At 73.5% G+C, this 26365-nt stretch carries 21 protein-coding genes; 14 read left to right on the top strand and 7 right to left on the bottom strand.

Annotated features, from left to right (window positions below):
- Window positions 1-14 precede the first annotated feature (14 nt).
- The 4 genes from AB0B57_RS18055 to npdG all read left to right on the top strand — a co-directional run bounded on the left by AB0B57_RS18055 (window position 15) and on the right by npdG (window position 3628).
- Window positions 15-218 (top strand): hypothetical protein, encoded by a 204-nt coding sequence (locus AB0B57_RS18055; RefSeq protein WP_357070464.1) that lies wholly within the window; start codon window positions 15-17, stop codon window positions 216-218.
- A gap of 82 nt (window positions 219-300) precedes the next feature.
- Window positions 301-1197, top strand: coding sequence for a histone (locus AB0B57_RS18050; RefSeq protein WP_357070461.1), 897 nt, complete (start codon window positions 301-303; stop codon window positions 1195-1197).
- A gap of 177 nt (window positions 1198-1374) precedes the next feature.
- Entirely contained in the window at window positions 1375-2805 is a 1431-nt protein-coding gene (locus tag AB0B57_RS18045) for an RNB domain-containing ribonuclease (RefSeq protein WP_357070458.1), read from the top strand.
- 124 nt (window positions 2806-2929) lie between these two features.
- Window positions 2930-3628: an NADPH-dependent F420 reductase gene (gene npdG, locus AB0B57_RS18040; protein ID WP_007463329.1), complete on the top strand. Its 699-nt coding sequence runs from the start codon at window positions 2930-2932 to the stop codon at window positions 3626-3628.
- Between the two features lie 91 nt (window positions 3629-3719).
- Here the strand turns inward: npdG and panB are convergent, their stop codons facing one another.
- Both panB and AB0B57_RS18030 read right to left on the bottom strand, forming a co-directional pair.
- A complete protein-coding gene (gene panB, locus AB0B57_RS18035; RefSeq protein ID WP_357070455.1) occupies window positions 3720-4565 on the bottom strand; it encodes a 3-methyl-2-oxobutanoate hydroxymethyltransferase in 846 nt (281 codons plus the stop codon).
- A 192-nt stretch (window positions 4566-4757) separates the two neighbouring features.
- Entirely contained in the window at window positions 4758-6515 is a 1758-nt protein-coding gene (locus AB0B57_RS18030; RefSeq protein ID WP_357070452.1) for an NAD+ synthase, read from the bottom strand.
- 286 nt (window positions 6516-6801) lie between these two features.
- Here AB0B57_RS18030 and glnA point away from each other — a divergent pair, with 286 nt between their 5' ends.
- The 5 genes from glnA to AB0B57_RS18005 all read left to right on the top strand — a co-directional run bounded on the left by glnA (window position 6802) and on the right by AB0B57_RS18005 (window position 13310).
- Complete coding sequence (gene glnA, locus AB0B57_RS18025) at window positions 6802-8151, top strand: type I glutamate--ammonia ligase (RefSeq protein ID WP_357070449.1); 1350 nt, start codon at window positions 6802-6804, stop codon at window positions 8149-8151.
- Window positions 8152-8240: 89 nt separating this feature from the next.
- Window positions 8241-8666 (top strand): DUF350 domain-containing protein, encoded by a 426-nt coding sequence (locus AB0B57_RS18020; RefSeq protein ID WP_357070446.1) that lies wholly within the window; start codon window positions 8241-8243, stop codon window positions 8664-8666.
- Window positions 8667-8745: 79 nt separating this feature from the next.
- On the top strand, window positions 8746-9438 hold the full coding sequence (locus AB0B57_RS18015) for a WYL domain-containing protein (protein ID WP_357070443.1): 693 nt from the start codon (window positions 8746-8748) through the stop codon (window positions 9436-9438).
- A gap of 67 nt (window positions 9439-9505) precedes the next feature.
- The gene (locus AB0B57_RS18010) at window positions 9506-12826 is read left to right on the top strand and encodes an ATP-binding protein (protein ID WP_357070440.1); all 3321 of its coding nucleotides are present in this window, start codon (window positions 9506-9508) and stop codon (window positions 12824-12826) included.
- A gap of 112 nt (window positions 12827-12938) precedes the next feature.
- Window positions 12939-13310, top strand: a complete 372-nt coding sequence (locus AB0B57_RS18005) for a VOC family protein (RefSeq protein WP_357070438.1) — start codon at window positions 12939-12941, stop codon at window positions 13308-13310.
- Window positions 13311-13524: 214 nt separating this feature from the next.
- Here AB0B57_RS18005 and AB0B57_RS18000 read toward each other — a convergent pair whose 3' ends face one another.
- On the bottom strand, window positions 13525-14073 hold the full coding sequence (locus tag AB0B57_RS18000; RefSeq protein WP_357071028.1) for a hypothetical protein: 549 nt from the start codon (window positions 14071-14073) through the stop codon (window positions 13525-13527).
- 186 nt (window positions 14074-14259) lie between these two features.
- Here AB0B57_RS18000 and AB0B57_RS17995 point away from each other — a divergent pair, with 186 nt between their 5' ends.
- Window positions 14260-15141 carry a virginiamycin B lyase gene (locus AB0B57_RS17995; protein WP_357070436.1) on the top strand — a complete coding sequence of 294 codons (882 nt, stop codon included), beginning with the start codon at window positions 14260-14262 and terminating at the stop codon, window positions 15139-15141.
- A gap of 186 nt (window positions 15142-15327) precedes the next feature.
- Here AB0B57_RS17995 and AB0B57_RS17990 read toward each other — a convergent pair whose 3' ends face one another.
- Window positions 15328-16263 carry an LD-carboxypeptidase gene (locus AB0B57_RS17990; RefSeq protein ID WP_357070434.1) on the bottom strand — a complete coding sequence of 312 codons (936 nt, stop codon included), beginning with the start codon at window positions 16261-16263 and terminating at the stop codon, window positions 15328-15330.
- Window positions 16264-16361: 98 nt separating this feature from the next.
- On the opposite strand from AB0B57_RS17990, the gene AB0B57_RS17985 reads away from it, so the two are divergent.
- Window positions 16362-17129: a type 1 glutamine amidotransferase gene (locus AB0B57_RS17985; protein ID WP_357070432.1), complete on the top strand. Its 768-nt coding sequence runs from the start codon at window positions 16362-16364 to the stop codon at window positions 17127-17129.
- Window positions 17129-20176, top strand: coding sequence for a bifunctional [glutamine synthetase] adenylyltransferase/[glutamine synthetase]-adenylyl-L-tyrosine phosphorylase (locus AB0B57_RS17980; RefSeq protein WP_357070430.1), 3048 nt, complete (start codon window positions 17129-17131; stop codon window positions 20174-20176). The genes AB0B57_RS17985 and AB0B57_RS17980 overlap by 1 nt, the downstream gene beginning before the upstream one ends.
- A 4-nt stretch (window positions 20177-20180) precedes the next feature.
- Here AB0B57_RS17980 and AB0B57_RS17975 read toward each other — a convergent pair whose 3' ends face one another.
- Window positions 20181-21866 (bottom strand): hypothetical protein, encoded by a 1686-nt coding sequence (locus AB0B57_RS17975; protein WP_357070428.1) that lies wholly within the window; start codon window positions 21864-21866, stop codon window positions 20181-20183.
- Window positions 21867-21910: 44 nt separating this feature from the next.
- Between AB0B57_RS17975 and mptB (AB0B57_RS17970) the strand changes: the two genes are divergently transcribed.
- Complete coding sequence (gene mptB / locus AB0B57_RS17970) at window positions 21911-23311, top strand: polyprenol phosphomannose-dependent alpha 1,6 mannosyltransferase MptB (protein WP_357070426.1); 1401 nt, start codon at window positions 21911-21913, stop codon at window positions 23309-23311.
- Between the two features lie 149 nt (window positions 23312-23460).
- Complete coding sequence (gene mptB / locus AB0B57_RS17965) at window positions 23461-24876, top strand: polyprenol phosphomannose-dependent alpha 1,6 mannosyltransferase MptB (protein WP_357071025.1); 1416 nt, start codon at window positions 23461-23463, stop codon at window positions 24874-24876.
- A 45-nt stretch (window positions 24877-24921) separates the two neighbouring features.
- Here mptB (AB0B57_RS17965) and AB0B57_RS17960 read toward each other — a convergent pair whose 3' ends face one another.
- Both AB0B57_RS17960 and AB0B57_RS17955 read right to left on the bottom strand, forming a co-directional pair.
- Window positions 24922-25890, bottom strand: a complete 969-nt coding sequence (locus AB0B57_RS17960; RefSeq protein WP_357070424.1) for a hypothetical protein — start codon at window positions 25888-25890, stop codon at window positions 24922-24924.
- A complete protein-coding gene (locus AB0B57_RS17955; RefSeq protein ID WP_357070422.1) occupies window positions 25887-26252 on the bottom strand; it encodes a helix-turn-helix transcriptional regulator in 366 nt (121 codons plus the stop codon). The genes AB0B57_RS17960 and AB0B57_RS17955 overlap by 4 nt, the downstream gene beginning before the upstream one ends.
- Window positions 26253-26365: the final 113 nt, after the last annotated feature.

Genomic DNA, 26365 nt, shown 5'->3' with positions numbered 1-26365 from the left:
GCACAGTGATTCCCATGAGCGACAGCGAACGTGGTGGGCATTTCTACTGGTGCACCCGGCACCACCGGGTCGAGACGGACGCCGACGTGTGTCCGGCGAAGCATGTTCTCGGCCCGTACAACTCGGCGGCCGACGCGGAGAACGCCCTGCAACGAGTGCAGGAGCGCAACGAGGCGTGGGATGCCGAGGACGCTCGTTGGGCCGGGGAGGACAGGTAGACGGCGCGGGACGGCCCGTGCCGAGGTATTTCGTGCTCCGCGAGGACGCACGCGAGAGCACGTCCCCGAGGAGGGAACCACGATGGCCGAAGCACAGCAGGCCACCACCCGTCCGACCGCCCGCCGCACCACCGCGAAGAAGACCGCCGCGGCCGAACGGAACACGGCGGCGAGCCGGACCACCCCCGTGCGCAAGTCCACCGCGAGCGCCGCCGCGGCGAAGGCTCCGGCCCGGAAGGCTGCCGGCGGCGCGGGGCGCGCCCCGGCGAAGAAGACCACCACGGCGGCGAAGAAGGCCCCGGCGAAGAAGGCCGCGACCAAGACCGTCGCGAGCAGGACCACCGCAGCCAAGACCACCGCCGCCAAGGCCGGTGTGACGAAGAGGGCCGCGACCAAGACCAGCGTGGCGGCCCGGAAGGCCCCGGCGAAGACCTCGACCGCCACCCGCAAGACGACCACCGCCGCGAAGCGGGCCCCCGCGTCCACGGCACGCACGAGCACCACCGCCGCGACCAGGACAACGGGCACGGCGAAGAAGACGACGAGCGCCGCGAAGAAGACGACCGGCGCCGCGAAGAAGACCACGGCGTCGGCGGCGAAGAGGACCACCGCCGCGGCGAAGGCACCGGCTCGCAAGGCCGCGACCAAGGCGTCCGCGGTGAAGAAGACAGCCGCCAAGAAGGCCCCGGCGAAGAAGGCCCCGGCCAAGAAGACCACCGCGAAGAAGGCCGCTTCCACCCGCCCGAGCGGCGGCGTCCGCACGGCCGCCGCGAAGAAGGCGCCGGCCGCGAAGGCGACCGGCACATCGTCGAGTACCGCCCGCAAGGCGGCGGCGAAGAAGGCCCCGGCGAAGAAGACCACCGCGGCCAAGGCCCCGGCCCGCAAGGTGACCGCCCGCAAGTCGCCGGCCCGCCCGGTGGCCGCCCGAGCCACCACCCCCCGGAGTACGCGCAGCACCGCCCGGAAGGCGACCGGCTGAGGACACGTGCGTCTCGGCCCGGCTCGTCCCGCCGTGCCCTCACCGCGACGCCGCTTGCGCGGTGGCGGGTCCGCCCGCTGCTCCAAGGGGGGCGGGGCGGAACGGGCGGGGCGGTTCGGCGAAGATCTCGGCCGGTCACCGGAAGCGGATCACCGCCGGCGCTGTCAGGATTGACCCGTGGTCATTCGACGCGTACTCGCGCCCCGCATCGACTTCGGCGCACTGCGCCGCGAGTTTGGCCTGCCCGAGGGCTTCCCGGCGGCCGCCCAACGGGAGGCCGACGCGGCCGCCGCCGCGCCGCCGCGGCCATCCGTCGACCGCACCGACGTGCCGTTCGTCACGCTCGACCCGGCCAGCTCGCGTGACCTGGATCAGGCGATGCACCTTGCCCGCCGTCCGGGCGGCGGCTACCGGGTGCGGTACGCGATCGCGGACGTCGCCGCGCACGTCGAGCCGGGTGGCGCGCTGGAGGAGGAGACCTGGCGGCGCGGGCAGACGGTCTACCTGCCCGACGGTCACGTGCCGCTGCATCCGCTGACGCTCAGCGAGGGCGCGGCCAGCCTGCTGCCGGACGACGACCGGGCGGCCGTGGTGTGGACCATCGACCTGGACGCCGACGGTGGCACGGTAGCCGTCGAGCTGGAACGCGCCCTGGTGCGCAGCCGCGCCAAACTCGACTACACCGGGGTGCAGGCGGCGGCCGACGCCGGGCGACTGCCCGAGCCGATCGCGCTGCTGCCCGAGATCGGTGAGCGACTGACCGCCCGGGGGCTGCGCCGCGGCGCCATCAACCTGCCGCTACCCGAGCAGGACGTGGAGCCCGACGGCGACGGCTGGCGGCTGGTGCTGCGCGGGCCGGTGCCGATGGAGGAGCACAACGCGCGGATCTCCCTGCTGACCGGCATGGCCGCCGCCGACATCATGCTGGCCGGTGGGATCGGCCTGCTGCGGACGATGCCCGCCCCGAAACCGGAGGCGGTGCAGCGGCTGCGGGCGGCTGCCGCCCCGCTCGGCGTGCACTGGCCGGACGGCGCGGGCCCCGGCGAGGTGATCGCCGGCCTGGACGCCACGCAGCCGCGCTCCGCGGCCTTCATCGACCAGGCGGCCGAGCTGATGCGCGGCGCGGCGTACACCGCCTTCGACGGCACGCGGCCGGAGCAGCCGGAGCACGGCGGTGTGGCCGCCGCGTACGCCCACGTCACGGCGCCGTTGCGACGCCTGGCCGACAGGTACGCCACCGAGGTCTGCCTGGCCCTGCACGCGGGTCGGGACGTGCCCGACTGGGCGCGCGACGCGCTGCCCCGGCTGCCCGAGGTGATGGCCAGCACCGACCGGGTCGCCTCGGCGGCGGCCCGGGGCGCCGTCGAGTTGGTCGAGGCGGTGCTGCTTGCCGACCGGGTGGGGGAGACCTTCGAGGCGGCCGTGCTCGACGTCGACGCCCCACCCAACGGCAAGTCCCGGCCCCGCCCGCCCGGCGGCACGGTTGCCCTGGACACCCCACCGGTCCGGGCCCGCTGCCACGGCGACCTGCCGCTCGGCGAACGGGTCCGGGCCCGCCTGGTCACCGCCGACCCGGCAGCCCGCACGGTGCTGTTCGAGCTGGCCTGAGCCGACTCGCGGCGGTCCCGCCCGTCGCCGCGGGTGGCGTCGCGGGCGGCGGGCTCGCCGGCAGCGGGGATTGTCACAACGCCTGCCGCTGCTGACGGACCTGACGGTTTGCGAGGATGAGCCCATGGCATACGACGCGAGCACGCTGCCCGACGTGTCCGGGCTGACGGTCGGCATCATCGGTGGCACCGGCGATCAGGGTCGTGGCCTCGCCTACCGGCTCGCCCGAGCCGGGCAGACGGTGCTGATCGGTTCCCGGTCGGCGGAGCGGGCCGCCGAGTCCGCCGCCGAGATCGCCGCGCTGCCCCGGATGCCGGCCGACGTGCGGATCACCGGCGCGGCCAACGACGAGGTGGCCCGCCGCAGCGACGTGGTGATCATCGCGGTGCCGTGGGACGGGCACGCCGCGACAGTCGCCGCACTCGCCGAGCCGCTCGCCGGGACGATCGTCGTCGACTGTGTCAACCCGTTGGGGTTCGACAAGCAGGGCCCGTACGCGCTCACCGTCGCCGAGGGCAGCGCCGTGCAGCAGGCTGCCGCGCTGCTGCCCGACTCCCGGGTCTGCGCGGCGTTCAACCACGTCAGCGCCCCGCTGCTGGCCGACCCCGAGGTCGACCGGATCGACCTCGACGTGCTGATCTGCACCGAGGACCGTGAGCTCGTCGACATCGTCGGGGCGCTCGCGGCGCGGATCCCCGGAATGCGCGGCATCTACGCCGGCCGGTTGCGCAACGCTCACCAGATCGAGGCGTTCACGGCGAATCTGATCGCCATCAACAAGCGCTACAAGGCCCACGCCGGGATCCGCGTCACCGACCTCTGACCCGAGCGGTGTGATCCACTCCGGTTTCCGGAAGACGCGGTGTCCCGAGGTCAGGGACACCGCGTCTTCGGCAAAGCCGGGTGGATCACGCCTAGAAGGTGTGCTCCGCGGTCGGGAACTCGCCGCCACGGACCTCGTCGGCGAAGCGGCGGGTGGCGTCGGTGAGGGCGCCGGCCAGGTCCGCGTACCGCTTCACGAAACGTGGCGCCTTGCCGGTGCGCAGGCCGGCCATGTCCTGCCAGACCAGCACCTGGGCGTCGGTGTCCGGGCCGGCACCGATGCCGACCGTGGGGATCGCCAGTTCGTGGGTGATCCGCTTGGCCACCTCGCCCGGCACCATCTCCAGCACCACCGCGAACGCGCCCGCCTCCGCCACCGCCCGTGCGTCGGCGAGCACCTCGTCGGCGGTGTCGCCCCGGCCCTGCACCCGGTAGCCACCGAGAGTGTGCTCGCTCTGCGGCGTGAAGCCGATGTGCGCCATCACCGGGATGCCGGCACCGACGATCGCGGCGATCTGCGCGGCGCAGCGGCGGCCACCCTCCAGCTTCACCGCGTGGCAGCCACCCTCCTTCATGAACCGGACGGCGGTGCGCAGCGCCTGGGCCGGGCCCTCCTCGTAGGAGCCGAACGGCAGGTCACCGACGACGAGTGCCTGCCGGGTCGAGCGCACCACGGCCCGTACCAGCGGAAGCAGGTCGTCGGCGGTGATCGGCAGGGTCGTCTCGTAGCCGAAGACGTTGTTCGCGGCCGAGTCGCCGACCAACAGCACCGGCACGCCGGCCTGGTCGAAGATCCCCGCGGTGTACTGGTCGTACGAGGTCAGCATCGGCCACCGTTCGCCGCGCTCCTTGGCGGCGATCAGGTCACGGGTGCGGACCCGACGGGTGACCGGTCCGCCGTACAACGCGGTCACCTCGCTCGGAGTGGACTCCACCATCTCTGTCTCCCTTCCTCGAGGCCGCCTGCGCGGTCCCCGGGTTCCGTCGCGATCGTCGCACCGCGAGACGGGGTGACGGCAGGGCCCAGTGCGAGATGTCACTCCACCGCGAAACCGCGAGGCCCGCGCCCGGCGGCCACCGCGAGGCGGTGCCGGGCCGCGCCACCGACCCGGCACCCCCAGGTGTACGCCTCAGCCGTGCTCGCGCCACCGGTTGGTGATCGGCAGCCGGCGGTCCCGGCCGAACGCCTTCATGGAGATCTTCGTGCCCGGTGCCGACTGCCGTCGCTTGTACTCGGCGGTATCCACCAGTCGCAGCACCTTGTCGACCACCGCCGGGTCGTGGCCCGACTCGACGAGCCCGTCGCGGCCGAGGTCACCGTCGACGTACCCGATCAGGATCGGGTCCAGGACGTCGTAGTCGGGCAGGCTGTCGCTGTCGAGCTGGCCCGGGCTCAGCTCGGCGCTCGGCGGCTTGCCGATCGAGTTCTCCGGAATCGGGGCGGTCTCACCGCGCCGATCCGCGTCCCGGTTACGCCACTTCGCGAGCCGCCAGATCAGCGTCTTCCAGACGTCCTTGACCGGGTTGAAGCCGCCCACCGAGTCGCCGTACAGCGTGGAGTAACCCACCGCCAGCTCACTCTTGTTGCCGGTGGTCAGCACCAGGTGGCCCTCCTGGTTCGACAGGGCCATCAGGATCACGCCCCGGACCCGGGCCTGGAGGTTCTCCACGGCCACCCCGGACAGCGACAGGTTGGCCAGGAAACCGTCCACCATCGGCTGGATCGGCTCGACGCGGTAGTCCAGGCCGGTGCGCTTGGCCAGGTCGGCGGCGTCCTCCCGGGAGTGCTCCGAGGAGTGCTGACTGGGCAGCGACACACCGACCACCCGGTCCGGCCCGAGGGCGTCGACGGCCAGCGCGGCCACCACCGCCGAGTCGATGCCGCCGGAGAGCCCGAGCACCACCGACGGGAACCGGTTCTTGTTGACGTAGTCGCGCAGGCCCAGCACGAGCGCCTGCCACACCTCGGCCTCGTCGGCCACCGGCTCGATCAGCCCGCCGGTGGCGGCCGGGCCGGACGGCGCGGGCGGAATCCCGTCCACCGTGTGGTGCGCGACCCGCATGCCGTCCGCGATGACCTCGGTGGTCGGCGCCGTGGTGGCGGCCGGCAGCTCGACGTCGTGCACGAGCAGGTGCTCGACGAACTGCGGAGCCCGGGTGAGCAGGTCACCGTCGGCGCTCACGATCATCGAGTCGCCCTCGAAGACCAGCTCGTCCTGGCCGCCGGTCATGTTGACGTACGCGATGGTGGCGCCCGCCTCGACGGCCCGGCGGCGGACCAGCGGCAGCCGGATGTCGTCCTTGTTCAGCTCGTACGGCGAGCCGTTGATGTTGACCACCAGCCCGACGCCGGCCTGCCGGGCGGCGGCGAACGGACCGCCGGCCTGCCAGAGGTCCTCGCAGATGGTCAACGCGACGTCCACGCCGCCGATCCGCACCACGGTCAGCGTGTCGCCGGAGACGAAGTAGCGGTCCTCGTCGAAGACCCCGTAGTTGGGCAGGTGGTGCTTGAAGTAGCGGGCGGCCACGGTGCCCTGGTGCAGCAGCGCGGCGGCGTTGCGGGCACCCCGGCCGGGCTCGGCGTCGCCGCTGACCTGCGGCGGTCCGTCGGCGTCCAGGTAGCCGACCACGACCGGCAACTCCCCGAGGCCGTCGGCGGCCAGGTCCGCGGCGAGCCGCTCGACGGCGGCCTGGGACGCGGCGACGAAGGAGCGCCGGAAGACCAGGTCCTCGACCGGGTACCCGGTCAGCATCATCTCCGGAAAGAGCACCAGCTGGGCACCGGCATCGGCGGCCTGGCGAGTCCAGCTGCGGACCAGGTCCGCGTTGCCGGCGATGTCGCCGACGCTCGGGTTGACCTGGGACAGGGCGAGACGCAGGGTGGGCATGCCTTCATCTTGCCCCAGCCTCCGCGCGACAATCCGTACCCTCGGACGAGATTGCCGCCACCTACCGCGACAGGCGTCCGCGAGGCCGCGACGGCAGGGGCTCGGCCGTCCGGACGGCGGACGCGGGCGGCACAGCCGGCGGGCTCGCGCTCGCCGGGCGGGACACGAGGGGACGACCGGCGGCAGTTCGCGTAACGTCTGCGTAACCAGGCCCGGTAAGACTGGGCGATCAGGTCGGGGCAGCCCGGCCAAGGCGGACAAAAGAGTGTCGCGAGGGGTTGGGGAAGTGGACCGTCAGCAGGAGTTCGTCCTCCGCACGCTGGAAGAGCGGGACATCCGGTTCGTCCGGCTGTGGTTCACGGACGTGCTGGGCACGCTCAAGAGCGTCTCGGTGGCGCCGGCCGAGTTGGAGGCGGCCTTCGAGGAGGGCATCGGCTTCGACGGCTCGGCGATCGAGGGCTTCGCCCGGGTCTTCGAATCGGACATGGTGGCCATGCCCGACCCGACCACCTTCCAGGTGTTCCCCTTCGAGGGCGGGGTCAGCGGCGAGAGCGCCCGGATGTTCTGCGACATCCTGCTGCCCGACGGCGGCCCGTCCTGGGCCGACCCCCGGCACGTGCTGCGCCGCGGGCTGTCCAAGGCCGCCGAGAAGGGCTTCACCTTCTACACCCACCCGGAGATCGAGTTCTTCCTGCTGGAGAACGGCCCCCAGGACGGCTCGGTGCCCACCCCGGTGGACACCGGCGGCTACTTCGAGCACACCACCCACGCCGTGGCGCGCGACTTCCGCCGCCAGGGCGTGCTGGCGCTGGAACGCATCGGCATCTCGGTGGAGTTCAGCCACCACGAGGTCGCACCCGGCCAGCAGGAGATCGACCTGCGCTACGCCGACGCGCTCACCACCGCCGACAACATCATGACCTTCCGGCACGTGGTCAAGGAGGTGGCGCTCTCCACCGGAGTGCAGGCCAGCTTCATGCCGAAGCCGTTCACCGACCAGCCGGGCAGTGGGATGCACACCCACCTGTCGCTGTTCGAGGGGGAGCGCAACGCGTTCCACGACGGCGGTGACCCGATGAAGCTCTCCAAGGTGGCGAAGTCGTTCATCGCCGGCCTCCTGGTGCACGCCCGGGAATACACGGCGGTCACCAACCAGTGGGTCAACTCGTACAAGCGGCTGTTCCCGCAGGCCCTGCCGGACCGGATCACCGAGAGCCCCGCGTACGTCTGCTGGGGTCACCTCAACCGCTCCGCGCTGGTCCGGGTCCCCGCGTACGGCAAGCCCAACTCGGCCCGGGTCGAGGTCCGCTCGCTGGACTCGGCGGCCAACCCGTACCTGGCCTTCGCGGTGCTGCTCGGCGCCGGTCTGAAGGGCATCGAGGAGGGGTACGAGCTGCCGCCGGGCGCCGAGGACGACGTCTGGTCGCTGACCAGCGCCGAGCGGCGTGCCATGGGCTACGAGGCACTGCCGGAAAACCTCGCCGAGGCGATCGACGTGATGGCCGAGTCCGAGCTGGTCGCCGAGGTGCTCGGCGAGCACGTCTTCGACTTCTTCCTGCGCAACAAGCGGGCCGAGTGGGAGCAGTACCGCCGCGAGGTCACCCCGTACGAGCGGCAGCGTTACCTGGCGCTGTGAGCGCGGGGGGCTGACGCGGTTGCGCGCTGCCGCTATCGTCTCGATCACCGCGCCGGTACCCCTCCGGGCGGAGAGTCGGGAGGCAGTCGGTGCTGGAGGATCTGCTCAGCGGTGCCTGGCAGAGCGTCGTGTTCGGGATCGTCGGCGTGGGGCTGATGGCGGCCGGCTTCGGCCTGGTCGACCTGCTCACCCCCGGGCGGCTGCGGGACCTGATCTGGGTCGACCGCAACGCCAACGCGGGGCTGCTGCTGGCCGCCAACCAGCTCGGCATCGCCGGGATCGTCTTCACCGCGATCCTGACCAGCTACAGCGACTTCGGCCGGGGGCTCGCCTCCACGGTGCTGTTCGGGCTGGTCGGGCTGGCCATCATGGCGCTGGCCTTCGTGGTGCTGGACCTGCTCACCCCGGGCAAACTCGGCGAGGTCATCTGCTCGCCCGAGCCACACCCGGCGGCCCGGGTCAGCGCCGCCACCCACTTCGGCGCCGCGTTGATCGTCTGCGCCTGCATCGCCTGACGGCGGTCGCGTCCCGGTCCGATCGCTGAGCCGGTCGCGTGCCGGTCCGGCGTCGTACCCCGGCCGTAGCGTGCGGGGCATGAACCGTACGGACCGGCTCTACGCGTTGGTCGAGGAGCTGCGGGCGGTGTCGCCACGGCCACGCAGCGCCCGCTGGCTGGCGGTCCGCTTCGAGGTGAGCAGCCGGACCATCGAGCGCGACATCGGCGCGCTGCAGGAGGCCGGGGTGCCGATCTGGGCCGAGAGCGGGCGCACCGGTGGCTACGTCCTGGACCGCAGCCGCACCCTGCCCCCGGTCAACCTGACCGCCGCCGAGGCGGTGGCGATGGCCGTCGCGCTGCACCGCCTCGACGGCACACCGTTCGCCGGGCCGGGCGCCACCGCGCTGCGCAAACTGGTGGCGGTGCTGCCGGCCGCCGACGCCGCCGAAGCGCACCGCCTCGCCGGCCGGGTGCACCTGGTCGGTGACGGGCCGGTAACGCCCGTCCCGGCCATCGTCGCCGACGCGGTCGCCGCGCGGCGGGTGCTGCGCATCCGGTACGCCGACCGCGCCGGCGCGGACTCGGTGCGCGACGTCGAGCCGTTGGGCTACCTCGGCAACCCCCGCCACTGGTATCTGCTGGCCTGGTGCCGGCTGCGCGACGAGCTGCGCTGCTTCCGTACCGACCGGATCCGCAGCGTCCAGGCGCTGCCCGACGTGGTGGTCCGGGAGTTCCGCCCGACGGATCTCGACATCCCCCGGGAACGGGTCCGGCCGCTGAGCCTGGTCTGATACCTGACAGCACGCCGAGCAGGATTGCGGGAGGCTGGCGGGTCTGCCGTCGCGGGGGAGGACCAGGGTGCCCGACACGCTCAGCTACGCCGACGCCGTCCGGCTGCTCGGCGGGGAGAACAGCCGGTTCTTCACCTGGTTCGACAAGCTGACGGGCTGGTCGCTCCTGGGAGCCTCGGTCGCCGGTGTGCCGGGAGCGCTGGGCATCTTCGACGCCAAGGCGGAGTTCGTCCGGCTCGGCCACGAGTTGGTACGCAACGTCTCCGAACAACGCTCCGGGTTGTCTCGGTACGACCGGACGCAGCGTCTGGAGGCGGCGCACGCCGTGATCGCGGTGACCGCCTTCTTCGAGGCGCTGCACGACGTCGATCTGCCATTCGACGCGGCCGACCTGGCGGTGGACAAGCGGGAACAACTGGCACTCGCCAGTTCCGGGTCGGTCAGCGACGGCATCGTGGATTCGTTCTTCGGCACGGCGGCGCCACTGCCGGGGCCACACCTGCCGTACCCGGCACTGCGGGCGGCCCTCGTCACGTACTTCGACGGTCTCACCGGCCGGGTCCTGCACTTCGTCGAGGGTTTGGCCGTCTGGGAGCAGGCAGACCACCAGCTGCGGAGCAGAGCCGCCACGGCCCTGTCCCGACTTCCGGACGTAGCCATCAGACGGCACCGAGACCTGTTGACCCGGTTGGCGGAGGACTTCTTCGAGGTCAACTTCTGGCTGGGGTTGCAGGAACACGAGGCCACCCGCCAACAGCTCCGGGCGATCTCGGTCGGGTTGGCGGAGATGCGTCGGGCCCTGGCCGTCATGTCCACCGGCCGCCCTCCCGACGACAGACGTGCCGGTCTCGCCGCCGCCTACACCTCCGATCTGCGGCGACCGATCGTCTCGTCGGGGGACGTGCCGGCGGGTTTGCGGATGCCGACGCTCGGTGAGGCGTACGTGCCGCCGTTGTGCCGGATTGCCGAGTTGGGGGCCGGGGCGCGCGCCAGTGACGAGAGCTGGTGGCGCGACCGCCCACTCCGCGAGGATCTGTGGCAGTCGCTCGTGGTGCACCTGACCTCGGCGGGTGCGACGACGGCGCCGTTGCTCGTGCTCGGTCAGCCAGGTTCGGGCAAGTCCGTGCTCACCCGGATCCTTGCCGCCCAACTGCCTGCCGCCGACTTCCTGGTGATCCGCGTCGTGCTGCGAGAGGTGTACGCCGCCGGTGACCTGCAGGACCAGATCGAGCAGGCGCTACGCGCGGCGACCGGCGAGCGGCTCACCTGGCCCGACCTGGTGCGGTCGGCCGGCGACGCCATGCCTGTCGTGTTACTCGACGGGTTCGACGAACTGCTCCAGGCCACCGGCGCCAGCCAGACCGACTACCTGCGCAGGGTGGCGGCGTTCCAACGTCGTGAGGCGGATCAGGGACGGTCGGTCGCGGTGCTCGTCACCACCCGGACGAGCGTCGCCGATCGCGCCCAGCCGCCACCAGGCGCGGTCGCGGTGCTGCTGGAGCCGTTCGACGCGACCCGGATCGATACCTGGGTGGCCACGTGGAACCGGGTCAACGCCGACTGCTTCCGGGCGTCGGGCACCGGTCCCCTGGACCCCGACGTGGTGCGGGCGCACCGGGAGCTCGCGGAGCAGCCGCTGCTCCTGCTGATGCTCGCGCTCTACGACGCCGACGGACACGACCTACGCTCGGCCGGCGCGTTGGGGCGCGGCGAGCTGTACGAACGGTTGCTGAAGCGGTTCGCCCACCGGGAGGTCCTGAAGCAGTCCTCCGGGTTGTCGGAACGGGACCTGGCCCGGGCGACGGAGGAGGAACTGCGCCGGCTCTCGGTCGTCGCCTTCAGCATGTTCAACCGGGGCGTGCAGTGGGTGAGCGAGGACGATCTCGATGCTGACCTGGCCGCGTTGCCCTTCCTCGGGCGGCGGGCCTCGACGGTCCGGCAGGACGAGCGGGGGTCGCTGAGCACCGCCGAGATCGTGCTGGGGAGGTTCTTCTTCGTGCACCGTTCCACGGCGGTGCGGGAGCACGGGCCGTCGCACACCTACGAGTTCCTGCACGCGACCTTCGGCGAGTTTCTCATCGCCCGCACCGTCACGCTCGTTCTGCGTGACCTCGTGGTGCGTGAGGCCGCGACCCTGCTCGACGATGCTCCCGTCGACGACGACCGGCTGTACGCGTTGCTCTCGTTCGCCGTGCTGTCCAACCGTGCGCCGGTGGTCACCTTCGTCGTCGAGGCGCTGGCGGCGTGGCCGGAGCAGCACCGCGCCGAAGCGCTGGACCTGCTGCTGCGACTGTTCCGTGTGACGTCGGAACCGCGCCCGGTGGGCCGTCACGAGTCCTACCAGCCCCGACGGTTGCACCTGCCGGAGCGCTGCGCGGTGTATGCCGCGAACCTGCTGCTGCTCGCGCTGTCCATCGCTGACCTGCCGTGCGGCGACGTGTTCCCGTCCAGTGCACAGCCCGTGCGGAGTTGGCGGAGGCGGGCGGTGCAGTGGCGGGCCCACCTGGACGACGCCGCCTACCTCGGTCTGCTGACCCTGGTCCACCCGATCCGGGGTTGGCAGGACGGGGAGCCTCGGCTCACCCTGTCGCTGAGCCCCGGAGTCGATTCGACGGAACCGGACCCCCGCTGGCACCTCCCCGTCCGTCTGGGCCTCCCGACCTCCGATGGCGACGGGGCGCACAGGTACGTCCCCGATGTTGATGTCGACCTGTGGCGCCGAAGCGTCCATTTCGAGTGCGATCCGCACGCCGAGGCGATGCTGCACGCCGTGGAGCCGGCGAGACTCTCCTTGCTGGAGAGGCGCTTCGACACCCTCACTTACTTCTTGAGCTTTCCGGACGGAGACTGCTCGGAGGCTCGACTGTTGCTCGATGTTGCCCTTCTGCCGCTGCATCCCACGCCGCTTCCGCAGCGGGAGCGGGTGTACCGGCGACTGCTGGCAAGCATTGAGCCGCACCGGCCGACGTCGCGGGACGAGTCAGTTGCCGCCTTCCTCCTGGACCGGCTGGCCCTCGACACCGAGCTGTCATCCGCGTTCGCCGCCGATGTCCTCCAACACCTGGACGCACTGGACCTGACTGCGGGCCATGCCGCCCCGGCCGTCAGGTGCGTGCTCGCCTTCGTGGGCCGCGACGATCAGGTCGACGCCAGGTGGGTCGCGCTCGCCGGCGACCTGCTCGCCAGGGCCCGGGGTGGGGCGGCGGGCAGAGGACATCCGCTCGACTGGTTGGACGAGACGACCTGCGAGCTGGTGGTGCGGATGTACGAGCTCGAACTCCATCGCGAGTGGATTTCGGCGGCGGAGGCGCAGCACTTCGCGTTCTGGTACGGCTCCCGTCGGCCCGACCTGGTGCAACGGCTGCGGCGGTTCGCGGACGGGCCGTAGGGCGCCACATTCTGCTGAAACAGAAACACCGACAGGACGTTGTCGTGGAGGCCACCGAAACTGTTCCAGACGACGGCCGTTCGGCCGGTACGGGAAACTCTGGAGGCAGTAGATGTCCGCGACACCCATCACGTGGTTCGAGATCGGCACCGATCGGCCGGAGGAGGCGGAACGCTTCTACGGCGAGCTGTTCGGCTGGACCTTCGAGGAGCAGGGCTCGACCGACGGCGGGTCCTACCGGGTGACCGGAGCCGGCGGCGACACCGGGATCGGTGGGGCGATCCGGGCCATCGACGGGGCGTCGCCGAACTACGCGGTGTTCTACGCCGAGGTCGCCGACGTGGCGGAGACCTGCCGACGGGCCGAGGAGTCCGGCGGCCGGGTGCTGGTGCCGGCGCGAACGGCCCCGAGCGGTCTCACGTTGGCCCACCTGCTCGACCCGGCCGGCAACCAACTGGGGGTCTTCACGCCCCCGCCGGCCTGAAGCCCGCCGGCCTGAAGCCCGCTGCCTGACGCCTGCGGGGTCTGCCGCCCAGAGGGCGGCCGGCCGGGTGGGTCTGGTTGGTGTGCGTCGGGCGTTGATCGACTCGGTTTCATGGAATCGGGGGTGTTGGGCTGGTGTGGACACCGCGGGTTCATGAAAGTCGAGTGGATCAAGTCGGGGCAGGCCCGGTCTGGCCAGGGCCTGCCCCGATGGGTTACCTGCCGGGCGTACCCGCTGGGCCGCCGTCGTTGCCCGGTCCGCCGTGACCGCCCGGGCCACGGTGGGCGCCCGGGCCGGGGAAGACGCCGGCCTCGATGGCCTTGGTGATGGCGTCGGCCTGCTCCTGGGTGAGCTTGCCGTCCTTGACCGCCTGGTCCAGGCGCGCCTTGAGCGCGGCCTGCCGTTCCTTGAGCGCGGCCTGCCGGTCCGCGGCGGACGGGCGCTGCGGGCGATCGGCCGGCCGGTGCTGCTCGCGGACCTTCTCCAGCGCGGCGGTCACCTTGTCGGTGGGCACGCCCAGCTCCTTGGCGAGCGCTTCGGCGAACTCGTTCTGCCGGTCGGCCTTGGCGCCGGGAGCGGCGTTGGCCTTTGCTCCGGGGGCGGTGTCGGCCTTCGATCCGGGGGCCGGGGCGGTGCTGGCGCTCGGTGTCGGAGTCGGGGTGTCCGCGGCGAACGCGATCGTCGGGGCGGCGATCCCCACGCCGAGGACGCCGGCGGTGGCCAGACCGGCCAGCAGGTGCTTCCTGGGGATGGTGCGGGACATGCTGTCCTCCAGAAGGTCGGTGACGTGCGCTGTCATCACCGACAGTGACCAGGCTGGCTGGGCGTAACCCGTGGCGAACCTGTCAGCGGGCTGACAATCCTGGCTGCCCGGCGGCCAAATCGATTGCGCCAGTGCGTGATGAACCGTCAGGGTTAGCGATTCACCGACGAAGGGACGCACGTCGAGATGACCGTGGAGATTCGGGAGATACCGCTCGTCGAGCCGGGCGTCGGCCCGTACGGCATCACGGCCGGCCCCGACGGCGCGTTGTGGCTGACGTTGGTCCACGCCGGCGGGATCGCCCGGCTGGGGGCCGACGGCGCGGTCCGGACGTACCCGCTGGATCAGCCTGGCGGCCGCCCACTGATCATCACGGCGGGGCCGGACGACGCCCTGTGGTTCACCCGCTCGGGAGACGACCGGATCGGTCGGATCAGCACCGACGGCGAGCAGCGCACGATCGCCCTGCCCGCCGGCGCCGGGCCGGGCGGTATCGCCGCCGGAGGAGATGGCGCGCTCTGGTACGCCGGGATGAGCTCCGACACGATCGGCCGGGTGGACATCGACGGCACGGTCACGGTGTTCCCGTTGCCGGTGACCGGCGGGTTCGCCTCGATGATCACCGCCGGTGCGGACCAGGCTCTCTGGTTCACCCTCAACCAGGCGAACGCGATCGGCCGGATCGACCTCGACGGCCGGGTGACACTGCATCCGTTGCCCACCCCGGACGCCGGCCCGGTCGGCATCACGCTCGGCAGCGATGGTGCGATCTGGTTCGTGGAGATCGCCGCCGGTCAGCTCGGCCGGATCACCCCCGACGGCGAGATCGTCGAGTTTCCGCTGCCCGATCGTGCGGCCCGTCCGCACGCGATCGTGGCCGATCCGGCCGGTGGCGCCTGGTTCACCGAGTGGGGAGCCAACCGGATCGGTCACCTCGATCCCACTGGCCGGATCGACAGCTACGCCCTACCCACCCCCAACGCCGAACCACACGGCATCACCCGCACCGCCGCCGGCATCTGGGCCGCCCTGGAAACCGGCGCAGTAGCCCACCTGCCCCCCACCTAACCCCACCCCACCCCACCCCACCCCCACCCCCACCCCCACCCCCACCCCACCCCCGCCCCGCCGGCGGTGATCATGAGGTTATTGCCGCGACACGCCGAGGCGAGCGACTACAACCTCATGATCACCGGGGGAGGGGGCGGGGGGAGAGGCCGGGGGAGGGAGGGAGGGGGACGGGGAGGGCGGGGGTTATTGGACTGCGGGGGTTGCTGTCAGGGTGTTGGTGTTGGTGTCTAGGGTGGCCTGGGTGCCGAACGGGACCGTCAGCTGGCCGTGGCCGTGGCCGATCGGCAGGCCGCCGAGCACCGGTACGCCCAGGTCGCCGAGGCGTTCGGTGAGCACGTCGACGATCGTGGTGTCCCAACCGTCGCCACAGTCGGTGAACTGCCCGACCGCCACCCCGGCCAGCCCGTCCAGCACGCCGGCCCGGCGCAGCTGGGTGAGCATCCGGTCGACCTTGTACGGGGGCTCCTGCACGTCCTCGATCAACAGCACCGCACCGGTCAGGTCGGGCAGGTCCGGGGTGCCGATCGACGCGGCGATCAGGCACAGGTTGCCGCCGAGCAGGGTGCCGGTGGCGCGACCCGGAACGCGTACGCCGAAGGTGTCCTCGGTGGGCAGCGCGCTGATCGACACCGGCTCGGTCGTCATCAGCGCCGCGTGCAGGGACTCGGCGGAGCGCAGCGGGGTCCGCTCGTCCCGCCAGGCCGCCCCCGGGCCGTGCACTCCGGCCAGCCGGGCACCCCGCCACAGTGCGAACTGCAACGCGGTGATGTCCGAGAACCCGGCCACCACCTTCGGGTCACGGCGTACGGCGGCCATGTCGATGGCGTCCACGATCCGCTGGACGCCGTAGCCGCCACGGGTGCAGATCACCCCGCGTACCTGCGGGTCGGCGAACGCGGCGTTCAGGTCGGCGGCCCGCAGGTCATCGGTGCCGGCGAGGTAGCCGTGGCGGGCGTACGCGTGCGGTGCCGGGACCGGCCGCAGGCCCCAGCCGATGAGCAGCTCCATCCCCCGGGCCACCCGCTCCGGCGAGGTCGGCCCGGACGGTGACACCAGCAGCACCGTGTCACCCGGTCGCAGCACGGGCGGGCGGACGACGGCGGTGTCCTCGTTGATCACAACCGCAGAGCCTAGCGCCGGATCCAGGATCGACGGCCGGCGCGCGCATCCCGGTGGCGGGGCATGGCGGCACACGGCCCACCGGCTAGCCTCGACGGGTGGCAACCGCGCTGGTGATCGAGAACGACCCGACGGACGACGCGCGCCGGCTGGGTGAGTGGCTGACCGAAGCTGGGCTGGAACTGCGGGTGGTCCGCCCGCACGCCGGCGACGAGCTCCCCGCCGACCTGGAGGGGTACGCCGCGTTTGTGGTGCTCGGCGGCGACCAGCAGGCGTACCCGCTGCCGGACGGCTCGCCCGGCGCTCCCTGGTTTCCGGCGGTGGAGGGCCTGCTACGCAAGGCCGTCCGCTACCGGGTGCCCACCCTGGCGGTCTGCCTGGGCGCGCAACTGCTCGCCACCGCGCATGCCGGCCTGGTCGAGCGGAGCCCGTCCGGGCCGGAGATCGGCCCCGGTGTGGTCGGCCGGCGCGACGCCGCCGAGCACGATCCGTTGTTCCGGTACGTGCCGCTGATCCCGGACGTGCTCCAGTGGCACGCCGACGAGATCACCGAGCTGCCCCGGGGTGCCACCCTGCTGGCCGCGTCCACCCGCTACCCGCACCAGGCGTTCCGGCTCGGTGACCGGGCGTGGGGGTTGCAGTTCCACATCGAGTGCGACGCCGAGATGATCGCCGGCTGGGCGACCGACTCGACCCAACTCGCCGAGCTGGGCTACGACCCGGAGCTGGTGGTGGCGGCCTGCGCCTCGGTGCTGGCCGATGTCGAGGAGGTCTGGCAGCCGTTCGCGGCCCGGTTCGCCGCGCTGGCCCTCGGCGAGTTGGATGACAGCACGATCCGGCGCGGCCTGCCGCTGCTCGGGCACTGATGAGTCGGCCGACCAGGGCACCGGGGCGGCTCGCCCGCTATGGCTTCGGCACCGCCGAGGGCGACGGCGGCGCGCGCGCCGCGGATCTGCTCGGCCCGGACGGGCTGCGGCTGTGGCGGCCGGAGGAACAGGAGCCGGCCGACGAGACCGCGGCGGAGCTGCTTGCCGCACTGTCCCGGGCCGCCGATCCGGACCTGGCACTGCGGCAACTACACCGCATCGTGGAGACCGAACGCCGCACGAGCGCAGGCAGCGCCGGGGGCAGCCCGAGCGGCGGTAGCGCCGCGTCGTCGCTGCTCGCGGAGCTGCACACCGACCCGGGCCTGCGGCGGCGGCTGATCGCGGTGCTCGGCGCGTCGGCGGCGCTCGGTGATCACCTGGTGGCCAACCCCGAGCACTGCCTGACGCTGCGGACCGCCCCGGACGGGCTCGCCCCGATCGCCGAGGGGCGGCTGGAACCGACCGGCGGTGGCAACCCGGTGGCGGTGCTGCGGACCGCGTACCGGCTGGCACTGTTGCGGATCGCGGCGGCCGACCTGACCGGCGGGCGCGGCCTGGAGCAGACCATGGCCGCGCTGTCCGCGTTGGCCGACGCGACCCTCGCCGCGGCGTACGAGATCGCCGTCACGGAGCTGGCCGAGGGCACCGAGCGGCCCCGGCTCGCGGTCGTGGCGATGGGCAAGTGTGGCGGCGGCGAGCTGAACTACGTCTCCGACGTGGACGTCATCTTCGTGGCGGCCGAGGACGCCGACCTGCCGGCGGCGACCCTGGTGGCGACCCGGCTGATCCACATCTGCGGGTTCGTCGCCTGGCCGGTGGACGCCGCGCTGCGACCCGAGGGCAACCGGGGCCCACTGGTGCGAACCCTGGCCAGCCACCTGGCCTACTACCGCCGGTGGGCGCGCACCTGGGAGTTCCAGGCGCTGCTCAAGGCCCGCCCGGCCGCCGGTGACGTGCCGGTGGCCCAGGAGTGGATCGACCAGCTCGCGCCGCTGGTGTGGCGGGCGGCCGAACGGCCCGAGGCGGTCGAGGACGTCCGCGCCATGCGCCGCCGGATCATCGACCACATCCCGCCGAAGGAGTTGGAACGCGAGATCAAGCGCGGCCCCGGCGGGCTGCGCGACATCGAGTTCGCCGTCCAGTTGCTGCAACTCGTGCACGGCCGCGTCGACGAGACGCTGCGGGTACCCGGCACCATCCCGGCGCTGCGCGCGCTCGTCGCCGGCGGCTACGTCGGCCGGGCCGACGGCGAGGCGCTGCTGCGCGGCTACCGCTTCCTGCGCAGCGTCGAGCACCGACTCCAACTCCAGGGCCTGCGTCGTACGCACACCGTGCCCAGCGAGCCGGGCGCGTTGCGCTGGCTCGCCGCCGCACTGGGTTTCACGGCCACGCCGGGGCACAGCGCCGTGGAGAGCTTCCGGGCCGAGTGGGTCACCCACGCCACCGAGGTACGCCGACTGCACGCCAAACTGCTCTACCGGCCGCTGCTGGAGTCGGTGGCCCGGGTGCCGGCCGACGGGTTGCGACTCACCCCGGAGGCGGCCAGTCACCGGCTGGAGATCCTCGGCTTCGCCGACCCGGCCGGGGCGCTGCGCCACCTCCAGGCGCTCACCGGCGGGGTGAGTCGCACGGCGGCCATCCAGCGGACGCTGCTGCCGGTGCTGCTCAGCGAGTTCGCCGACGCGCCGGAGCCGGACCGGGGGCTGCTCAACTACCGCAAGGTCTCCGACAAACTGGGCAGCACCCCCTGGTATCTGCGGCTGCTGCGCGACGGCGGCCCGGTGGCCCGGCGGTTGGCCCGGGTCCTCGCCCTGTCCCGGTACGTGGCCGACCTGCTCGCCCGGGACCCGGAGGCGCTGCGGCTGCTGGCCGAGGAGAACGAGCTGGCCCCGCGCCCGCCCGACGTGCTCCGGGAGGGGTTCCTGGCGGCGGCGGCCCGGCACACCGACCCGGTCGAGGCCACCCGTGCGGTGCGCGCGCTGCGACGTCGGGAACTGGTCCGGGTGGCCTGCGCGGACGTGCTCAGCCGGGCCGGCGCGCTCGCACCCACGCCGAGCCGACCCGACGGCACGAACCGGCCCGCCACCGGGTCGCTCGACATCACCGAGGTCGGCACGGCACTCGCCGACGTCACCGACGCCACGTTGGCCGCCGCGCTGCGCGCCGCCCGGGCCAGCCAGCCGGCCCCGGCGGGGCTGCGGTTCGCGGTGATCGGCGTGGGACGGCTCGGCGGGTACGAGTCGAACTACCTCTCCGACGCCGACGTGCTCTTCGTCTACGACCCGCCCGCCGGGACCAGCGAGAGCGACGCCAGCGCGGCGGCGCACGCGATCGCCGAGGAGTTGCGCCGGCTGCTCGGCGTACCCGCTGCGGACCCGCCGCTCGGCGTCGACGCCGACCTGCGCCCGGAGGGGCGGCAGGGTCCGCTGGTGCGCAGTCTCGCCGCGTACGCGCAGTACTACGCCCGCTGGTCGCGGGTGTGGGAGGCGCAGGCGTTGCTGCGTGCCCGGTTCGTCTGCGGCGACGCCGACCTGGGCGCCGAGTTCGAGACGATGATCGACCCGGTGCGGTACCCGGCCGAGGGGCTGACCCGCGAGCAGGTCGTCGAGATCCGCCGGATCAAGGCCCGGGTGGAGACCGAGCGGCTGCCCCGAGGCGCCGACCCGGCCACCCACACCAAGCTGGGTCGGGGCGGGCTCGCCGACGTGGAGTGGGCGGTGCAGCTCGTCCAGCTCCGGCACGCGGGCAGGGTGCCGGAGCTGCGCGGCACGCGTACTCTCGATGCCCTCGCGGCCGCCGAGCGGGCCGGCCTGATCGACCCGGCGGACGCCGCGGAGATGGCCGCCGGGTGGTCCCTGGCGGCGCAGGTCCGCAACGCGTTGATGCTGGTCCGGGGTCGGGCCGGCGACCAACTGCCCCGGCACGGGGTGGAGTTGGCCGGCGTGGTGCGGCTGCTTGGGCGCGACGACCCGGGGGAGTTCCTCGACGAGTACCTGCGCACCGGCCGCCGCTCCCGCGCCGCCGCCCAGCGGGTGCTGGAGGGGTAGCGGGTCAGCTGCCGAGGGTGTATTCGCCGGGGCGGGGCACGGTGACGGTGGTCCAGCCCCCGTCGGCGGTGACCGTGGTGCCGCCGGATGCGACAAGCCACCGGCTGTGCCGGACCCGGACCGCCACCGGACCGGCGGTGAGGGCCCGGAAGGTCACCGTCGCGCCGTCAGCGCGGATCAGCTCGGCGGGTGCGGCGACCAGCGGCGTCGGGTCGACCACCGCCCAGACCCGCCAGTGCGGGCCGGACCAGACCGGCGTCAGGTACGGCAACCCGCCCTGGACCAGCTCCGCCTCGGCCCGCCCCACCCAGGACAGCGGGGCGTCCGGCAGCGCCACGAACTGCACGGCGTTCTCCGTCAGCCAGGCCCGGTAGCTGGTCGGAGTCAGCGGTACGCCGGTGCCGGCCGCGCCGGGCACCGTGGTGAAGAAAAGCGGGTTGCGGTCGATGTCGGCCTGCCGCAGCCAACCCCGGGCCAGCGGCACCTCACCGAGGCGGGCCGCCTCCCAGTAGTTGCGGGTCGGCGGCACCTCGACCCGGCCGGTGAGCCGTTGCCCGGCCAGGAACGCGCGCAGCGGCGCGTGGTAGCCCGGCGCGCTCGTCGGGTCACCGATGCCGAGCAGGTCGGCGGGGACCACCGGCGGCTGCCACACGCAGACCGCCACCAGCAGCGCGGCCAGACCCACACCGCCGCGCAGCCGCGCCGGCCGCGACCGCCCCGCCGCCGTGGACCCGGCTGCGGCAGCGCTGGTCGGGGCGGCGTCGGCCGGGGCGGCGTCGGCCGGGGCAGCGTCGGCCGGGGCGGCGCGCTGCGCCGACCGGCGGGCCAGCCGCTCGGAGAGCCAGGCGGGCGGGCGGGCCGCGGCGGCCAACACCGGCAGCGCGAACATCGTCACCAGCCGGGTCGCGTTCAACCCCACGGGCGTGTGCACGGCGGCGGCGGCGAGCACCCCGGCGGCGGAGAGCAGCGCGCCGAACCGCACCGGCCGGTACGTCACCAGCGCCGCCACCAGCAGGCTGGTCAGCACCGCGCGGACCGTGTCGGTGCGGCTGATGTTCATCCAGCCGCCGTCGCCGAACAGCAGCGCCGTCGCGGCCAGCGGCACCGCCGCCGCGACACCGAGCGCCAGGCCGTCGGCGTACCGCCGGGTGAGCAGCAACGCCACGCCCACCAGGCCGACGAACAGGCCGGCCACCGGGCTGGTCGCCGAGGCCAGCAACGCGGCGAACGCAGCGAGCGCGAGCCGCCCGCGCCCTCCTCGGGGTACGCCTCGACTCAGCGCGAGCAGCGCGGCCAGCCCGAACGCCACGCCCAGGGCGTACGTGACCCGGCCGGAGACCAGGTTGCCGGCCAGCGTGACCACCCCGACCAGGCTGCCCAGCAGCGGTCGGGGCACCTCGGCGCGGACCAGCAGCGCGGCCAGCGCGGCGGCCGACGCCACCAGAGCCAGCGCGCCGGTCACCCGCACGCCGAGCAGTGCCATCAGGGGCTGGGAGAGCAGGCTGTAGCCGAACTGCTGCACCCCCGCATACCACCGCAGGTCGACCGGGGTGGGCCCGTGGGCCGCGAAGAAGTCCGCCCGGGCCACCTGCGCGGACAGGTCCGACCCCATCAGCGGCAGGGCCAACCAGAGCGCGCCGAGCACGACGGCGGAACCGGCGGCCACCGCCACCACCCGACTACGCCGCATGCCCACCTCCGTACCGCGACCACCGTACTGGCAGCATGTCCGGCGTGCCTCACCACCTCGCGCGTTGGATCGGCCTGGCGGGATCGGCGTTGCTCGCCGTCGCCGCGTTCCTCGGCGGCGCCCTGCCCGGCTCCCCGCTGCGTTCCAACCCGGTCAGCATCTGGCAGGGCCCGAACGGCCCGCTGGTCCTCGCCGCCTGGTTGGTCGGCACCGCGTTGCTGGCCTACGCCTGGTGGGCGCTGCGGGACTCGGTGCCATCGACCCGCTGGGCGTTGACCACCGTCGGGCTCTGGCTGCTGCCGCTGCTTGTCGCACCGCCGCTGGCCAGCCGGGACGTGTACGCGTACGCCTGCCAGGGCGCCAGCTACGCCGCCGGGCTCAACCCGTACGCGCAGGGCGTCTCCGCGTTGCCCTGCCCCTGGCTGGACACCATCTCGTACATCTGGCGGGACACGCCCGCGCCGTACGGGCCGCTGTTCGTGGTGCTCTCCGGTGCGGTGGTCAAGGCCACCGGCTCACTGACCGGCGCGATCGTGGTGTTCCGGCTGATCGCGGTGGCCGGGGTGGCGCTGACCGCGGTGAGCCTGCCGGTGCTGGCCCGGCGAGCCGGCGTACCCGCCGGTCGGGCGGTCTGGCTCGCGCTGGGTTGCCCGCTGGTCGCCGTGCACCTGGTGGGCGGCGCGCACAACGACGCCCTGATGGTCGGCCTGCTGGTCGCCGGACTGGCGGTGATCGCGTCCCGGCCGGGCCGCCCCGGCCCGCTGCTCGCCGGTGGCGTGCTGCTCGGACTGGCCGCCGCGATCAAGGTGACCGCGCTGGTCGTGGTGCCGTTCGCGGCGTTGGCCGCGATCGTCGGCGGGTACTCGATCCGGGCTCTGTTCCGGCACGGCGGGTGGGTGGTCGGCGGCGCGGTCGCCGCCGTGGTCGGGGTGACCGTGGCGGCGGGGCTGGACTTCGGCTGGGTCAGCGGGCTGGCCAGCGGCAGTGACGTGATCGCCTGGACGTCGCCGTCCACCGCGATCGGCCAGACCGTCGGCTACCTGGTGGTGCCGTTCGGCGGGCACATCGACGCGCTGCCGGTCACCCGGGGGATCGGCGTGGCGGTGCTGGCGCTGCTGCTGGTCTGGCTCTGGTGGCGGGCCCGTACCCGGGAGCCGCTGTGGCACGCCGCGGTGGCGTTGGCCGCCACTGTCGCCCTCGCGCCGTTGTTCCACCCCTGGTACTGGATCTGGCCGTTGGCCGTGCTCGCGGCCACCGCCCGCCGGACCGGATGGTTCACCGTCGTCGCACTCGTCGCGTCGTTCCTGGTGCTGCCCGACGGCACCGGCCTGCCCCGGTTCACCAAGACGGTCGGGGCGCCGCTGATGACGCTGTTGGTGATCGCCCTGGTCGTCTGGTTGGTACGGTCGGCTCGGGTGGCCCGTCAGCCGGTCGCCGCCGATTGAGGGAAGGTGCGCCGGTGACCGCTCCCGGTCCGCCGCCTTCCGGACCGTCGCCTTCCGGTCCGCCGCCTTCCGGTCCGCCGCCTTCCGGACCGTCGCCTTCCGGTCCGCCGCCTTCGGGTCCGCCGGCTTCTGGTCGGTGGGCGGCACGCCTGGCCCGGTACGCGGGACTGGTCGGCGCGGTGCTGCTCGCCGTCGCCGGGTACCTCGGTGGGGCACTGCCCGACGCCCCGCTGGGCGCGACACCGGAGTCGATCTGGCGAGCCCCGGGCGGTCCGGCGACGCTTACCTGCTGGCTGGTCGGCACCGGGCTGCTGGTCACGGCGTGGTGGTCGCTGCGCGAGGCGGTGCCGTCGACCCGGTGGGCGTACGGCACCGCCGGGCTGTGGGCACTGCCGCTGCTTGTCGCGCCGCCACTGGGCAGCCGGGACGTCTACTCGTACGCCTGCCAGGGCTGGACGTACGCGCAGGGCGTCGACCCGTACGCCGTTCCGGTGGCGGCGGCGGGCTGCCCGTGGCTGGACGCGGTGGCACCGATCTGGCGGGACACCCCGGCACCGTACGGGCCGGTGTTCGTGCTGCTCGCGGCGCTCGCGGTCATGCTCGGCGGCGGCCTCACCGGCACGATCGTGGTGCTTCGGGTCATCGCCGTGGCGGGGTTGCTGCTGGGCGCGCTCTGCCTACCCGGACTGGCGCGTGCGGCCGGGGTGCCCACCCGGCGGGCGGTCTGGTTGGCGCTGGCCGGGCCGCTGGTCGGAGTGCACCTGGTGGCCGGGGCGCACAACGACGCGGTGATGCTGGGCCTGCTGCTGGCCGGGCTCCTGATCGTGGTCCGCCGACCGGGTCGGCCGTCGGCGTTGCTGTTCGCCGGGGTGCTGCTCGGACTGGCCGTGACGGTGAAGGCCAGCGCGGTGGTGGTGACGCCGTTCGCCGCACTGGCCGCGGTGCAGGGCCGGCACACCGTACGGTCGTTGGTGCGCGACGGCGGCTGGCTGACCGGCGGGTTGCTCGCCGCGCTGCTGGTCAGCTCGGCCGCGTCCGGGCTCGGGTTCGGCTGGCTGGGCGGGTTGACCCACAGCGGTGACTCGAAGCAGTGGACGTCACCGCCCACCGCCGTCGGCCTGGTCGTCGACTATGCCGGCGCGCTGGCCGGCCGGGGCCCGCAGGCGGTGCCGGTGCTCCGGGCGGTGGCGCTGCTGCTGCTCGCGGTCGTGCTGGTGGTCCTGTGGTGGAGGGCCTGGCGGGACCTGCGGGCCCCGGGTGATCCGGCCCTGACCCGTCCCTGGGTCACGCTGCACGGTGCCGGCCTGGCCCTGGCGGCCACGGTGGTCCTGTCCCCGGTCTTCCATCCCTGGTACGCGACCTGGCCGCTGGTGCTGCTCGCGCTCACCGCCCGGCGGACAACGTGGTTCGTGCTGCCGGCCGCGGCGGCGGCCTTCCTCGCCCTGCCCGACGGCACCAACCTGGCCCGCTTCACCAAAGCCCCCGGCGCCCTGGCGATGACCACCCTGCTCCTGGCCGCCCTCCTGCACACCCTGCGCCGACGCTCCCGACCGCGCCGATCATGAGGTTGGCGGCGTCGTCGATCTCCGAAAGCGCCGCCAACCTCATGATCACCGGGGGAGAGGGTCGGGGTTGGGGGTGAAGCGGGAGCGGACGGCGAGCGCGAGCGGCAGCAGCGCGGGGCCGACAAGCACGACCACGGCAGTGGTCGCGGCGAGCGCCGTCCAGCTCGGCACGAACTCGGCAGGCATGCTGTCGAACGCTCCCGCCAGCGGGTGCAGGGCCAGCAGGCCCACCGGGGTGAGCAGGATCAGTAGGGCCCAGCCGCCCCGCAGGTCGCCGCGCAGCGCCAGCCCCGCGCCGAGCAGCACCGACACGGCGAGCACCACCACGGCGGCGGTCGGCAGCACCGGCACCACCGTCCAGGTGTGGTAGCTCGACGCGAACACGTTCGGAGACAACAGGATCGCCCCGAGGACGCCGGCGCCGCTGACGGCGACCAGCGGGGCCGCCCGCAGCGACGCCGGCAGCCCGTCGGCCGCGCCGAGCGCGACCAGGCCCAACCCGAGCTGGGGCAGCAGCACGAACAGCGGCGGGCGCGGCAGACCGGTGAGTGCGGCGACCGGGACGAGCGCGGCCGTGAGGAGCACCGCGAACGCGACGGCGCGTCGGGCCCACCGACCGGGTGCCAGGGCATGCACCAGTGCGGCCAGCCCCCAGGCGGTCCACGCCCCGATGCCGAGCGAGATGAACGGCCCGAGGGTCGGCTCGCCGAAGCCGGCGGTCGGTGCGGGGCGTAGTTCCAGCACCATCCAGACCCCGGCCAGCGCGGTGGCGGTGAGCAGGGCCAGAGCGGCCGCGAGGCGTACACCCGGCAGGAGGCCGGCCGCGCCGGTGGCGCGCACCCGCTGGCGCAGGCCGGCGCGCACGACGTCCGCGGCGTCCGCGGGCGAGGGCCAGCGCCGGCCCGGGTCAGCCAGTTCGAGGTACGTCCCGACGATCTCGGCGCCCCGGGAGCGCCGGTAGTCGACGGGGTAGGCGTGCAGGAGCCGCAGGTAGCGGCGCTCAAGCTCGGTCATGCCAGCCCTCCGGCCACGCGCGGGGTGACCGGTCGGGCGGTGCGAGCCCGCTCGGCGAGCCGGGTGGTGGCGGCCTCGACGTTGCGACGTAGCCGTTCGGTCTCGGCGGTCAGGGTGGCGTCGCCGGTGGCGGAGAGCCGGTAGTAGCGGCGCAGCCGGCCATCCACCACCTCCTCCCGGTCGACCTCGACGAGGCCGGCGTCGACAAGCCGGTCCAGTGCCCCGTAGAGCGTCCCGGGGCGCAGCGACACGCGGTTGTCGGAGAGGGCGGCGACCTCGCCGATCAGCCCGTAGCCGTGCATCGGCTCGGCGGCGAGCGCGGTGAGGATCAGGAAGGTGGGTTCGCGCAGCGGTGTGTCCATCGCTGCAATGTATCGGACGCGAAGGTATATCGGAAGGCGTTATAAAGCCGCCGGGGCCGCGCCGCCGGCCGGCGGGGGGCGGCGCCCGCCCGGGGCGGTGGGCGGTGGACACA

It is taken from the genome of Micromonospora sp. NPDC049101 (assembly GCF_040648675.1).
Lineage (GTDB): Bacteria > Actinomycetota > Actinomycetes > Mycobacteriales > Micromonosporaceae > Micromonospora.
The sequence above is the reverse complement of the archived record's forward strand: the minus strand, read 5'-3'. Positions and strand labels throughout refer to the sequence as shown.

What these genes read in the sequence shown, in the direction of transcription:
- AB0B57_RS18000 (WP_357071028.1), bottom strand. Translation starts at nt 14,073, where the DNA reads ATGTCCCGCACCATCCCCAGGAAGCACCTGCTGGCCGGTCTGGCCACC.
- AB0B57_RS17980 (WP_357070430.1), top strand. Translation starts at nt 17,129, where the DNA reads ATGAGTCGGCCGACCAGGGCACCGGGGCGGCTCGCCCGCTATGGCTTC.
- npdG (WP_007463329.1), top strand. Translation starts at nt 2,930, where the DNA reads ATGGCATACGACGCGAGCACGCTGCCCGACGTGTCCGGGCTGACGGTC.
- AB0B57_RS18015 (WP_357070443.1), top strand. Translation starts at nt 8,746, where the DNA reads ATGAACCGTACGGACCGGCTCTACGCGTTGGTCGAGGAGCTGCGGGCG.
- panB (WP_357070455.1), bottom strand. Translation starts at nt 4,565, where the DNA reads ATGGTGGAGTCCACTCCGAGCGAGGTGACCGCGTTGTACGGCGGACCG.
- AB0B57_RS17975 (WP_357070428.1), bottom strand. Translation starts at nt 21,866, where the DNA reads ATGCGGCGTAGTCGGGTGGTGGCGGTGGCCGCCGGTTCCGCCGTCGTG.
- AB0B57_RS17955 (WP_357070422.1), bottom strand. Translation starts at nt 26,252, where the DNA reads ATGGACACACCGCTGCGCGAACCCACCTTCCTGATCCTCACCGCGCTC.
- AB0B57_RS18030 (WP_357070452.1), bottom strand. Translation starts at nt 6,515, where the DNA reads ATGCCCACCCTGCGTCTCGCCCTGTCCCAGGTCAACCCGAGCGTCGGC.
- AB0B57_RS18005 (WP_357070438.1), top strand. Translation starts at nt 12,939, where the DNA reads ATGTCCGCGACACCCATCACGTGGTTCGAGATCGGCACCGATCGGCCG.
- AB0B57_RS17995 (WP_357070436.1), top strand. Translation starts at nt 14,260, where the DNA reads ATGACCGTGGAGATTCGGGAGATACCGCTCGTCGAGCCGGGCGTCGGC.
- AB0B57_RS17960 (WP_357070424.1), bottom strand. Translation starts at nt 25,890, where the DNA reads ATGACCGAGCTTGAGCGCCGCTACCTGCGGCTCCTGCACGCCTACCCC.
- AB0B57_RS18055 (WP_357070464.1), top strand. Translation starts at nt 15, where the DNA reads ATGAGCGACAGCGAACGTGGTGGGCATTTCTACTGGTGCACCCGGCAC.
- AB0B57_RS18050 (WP_357070461.1), top strand. Translation starts at nt 301, where the DNA reads ATGGCCGAAGCACAGCAGGCCACCACCCGTCCGACCGCCCGCCGCACC.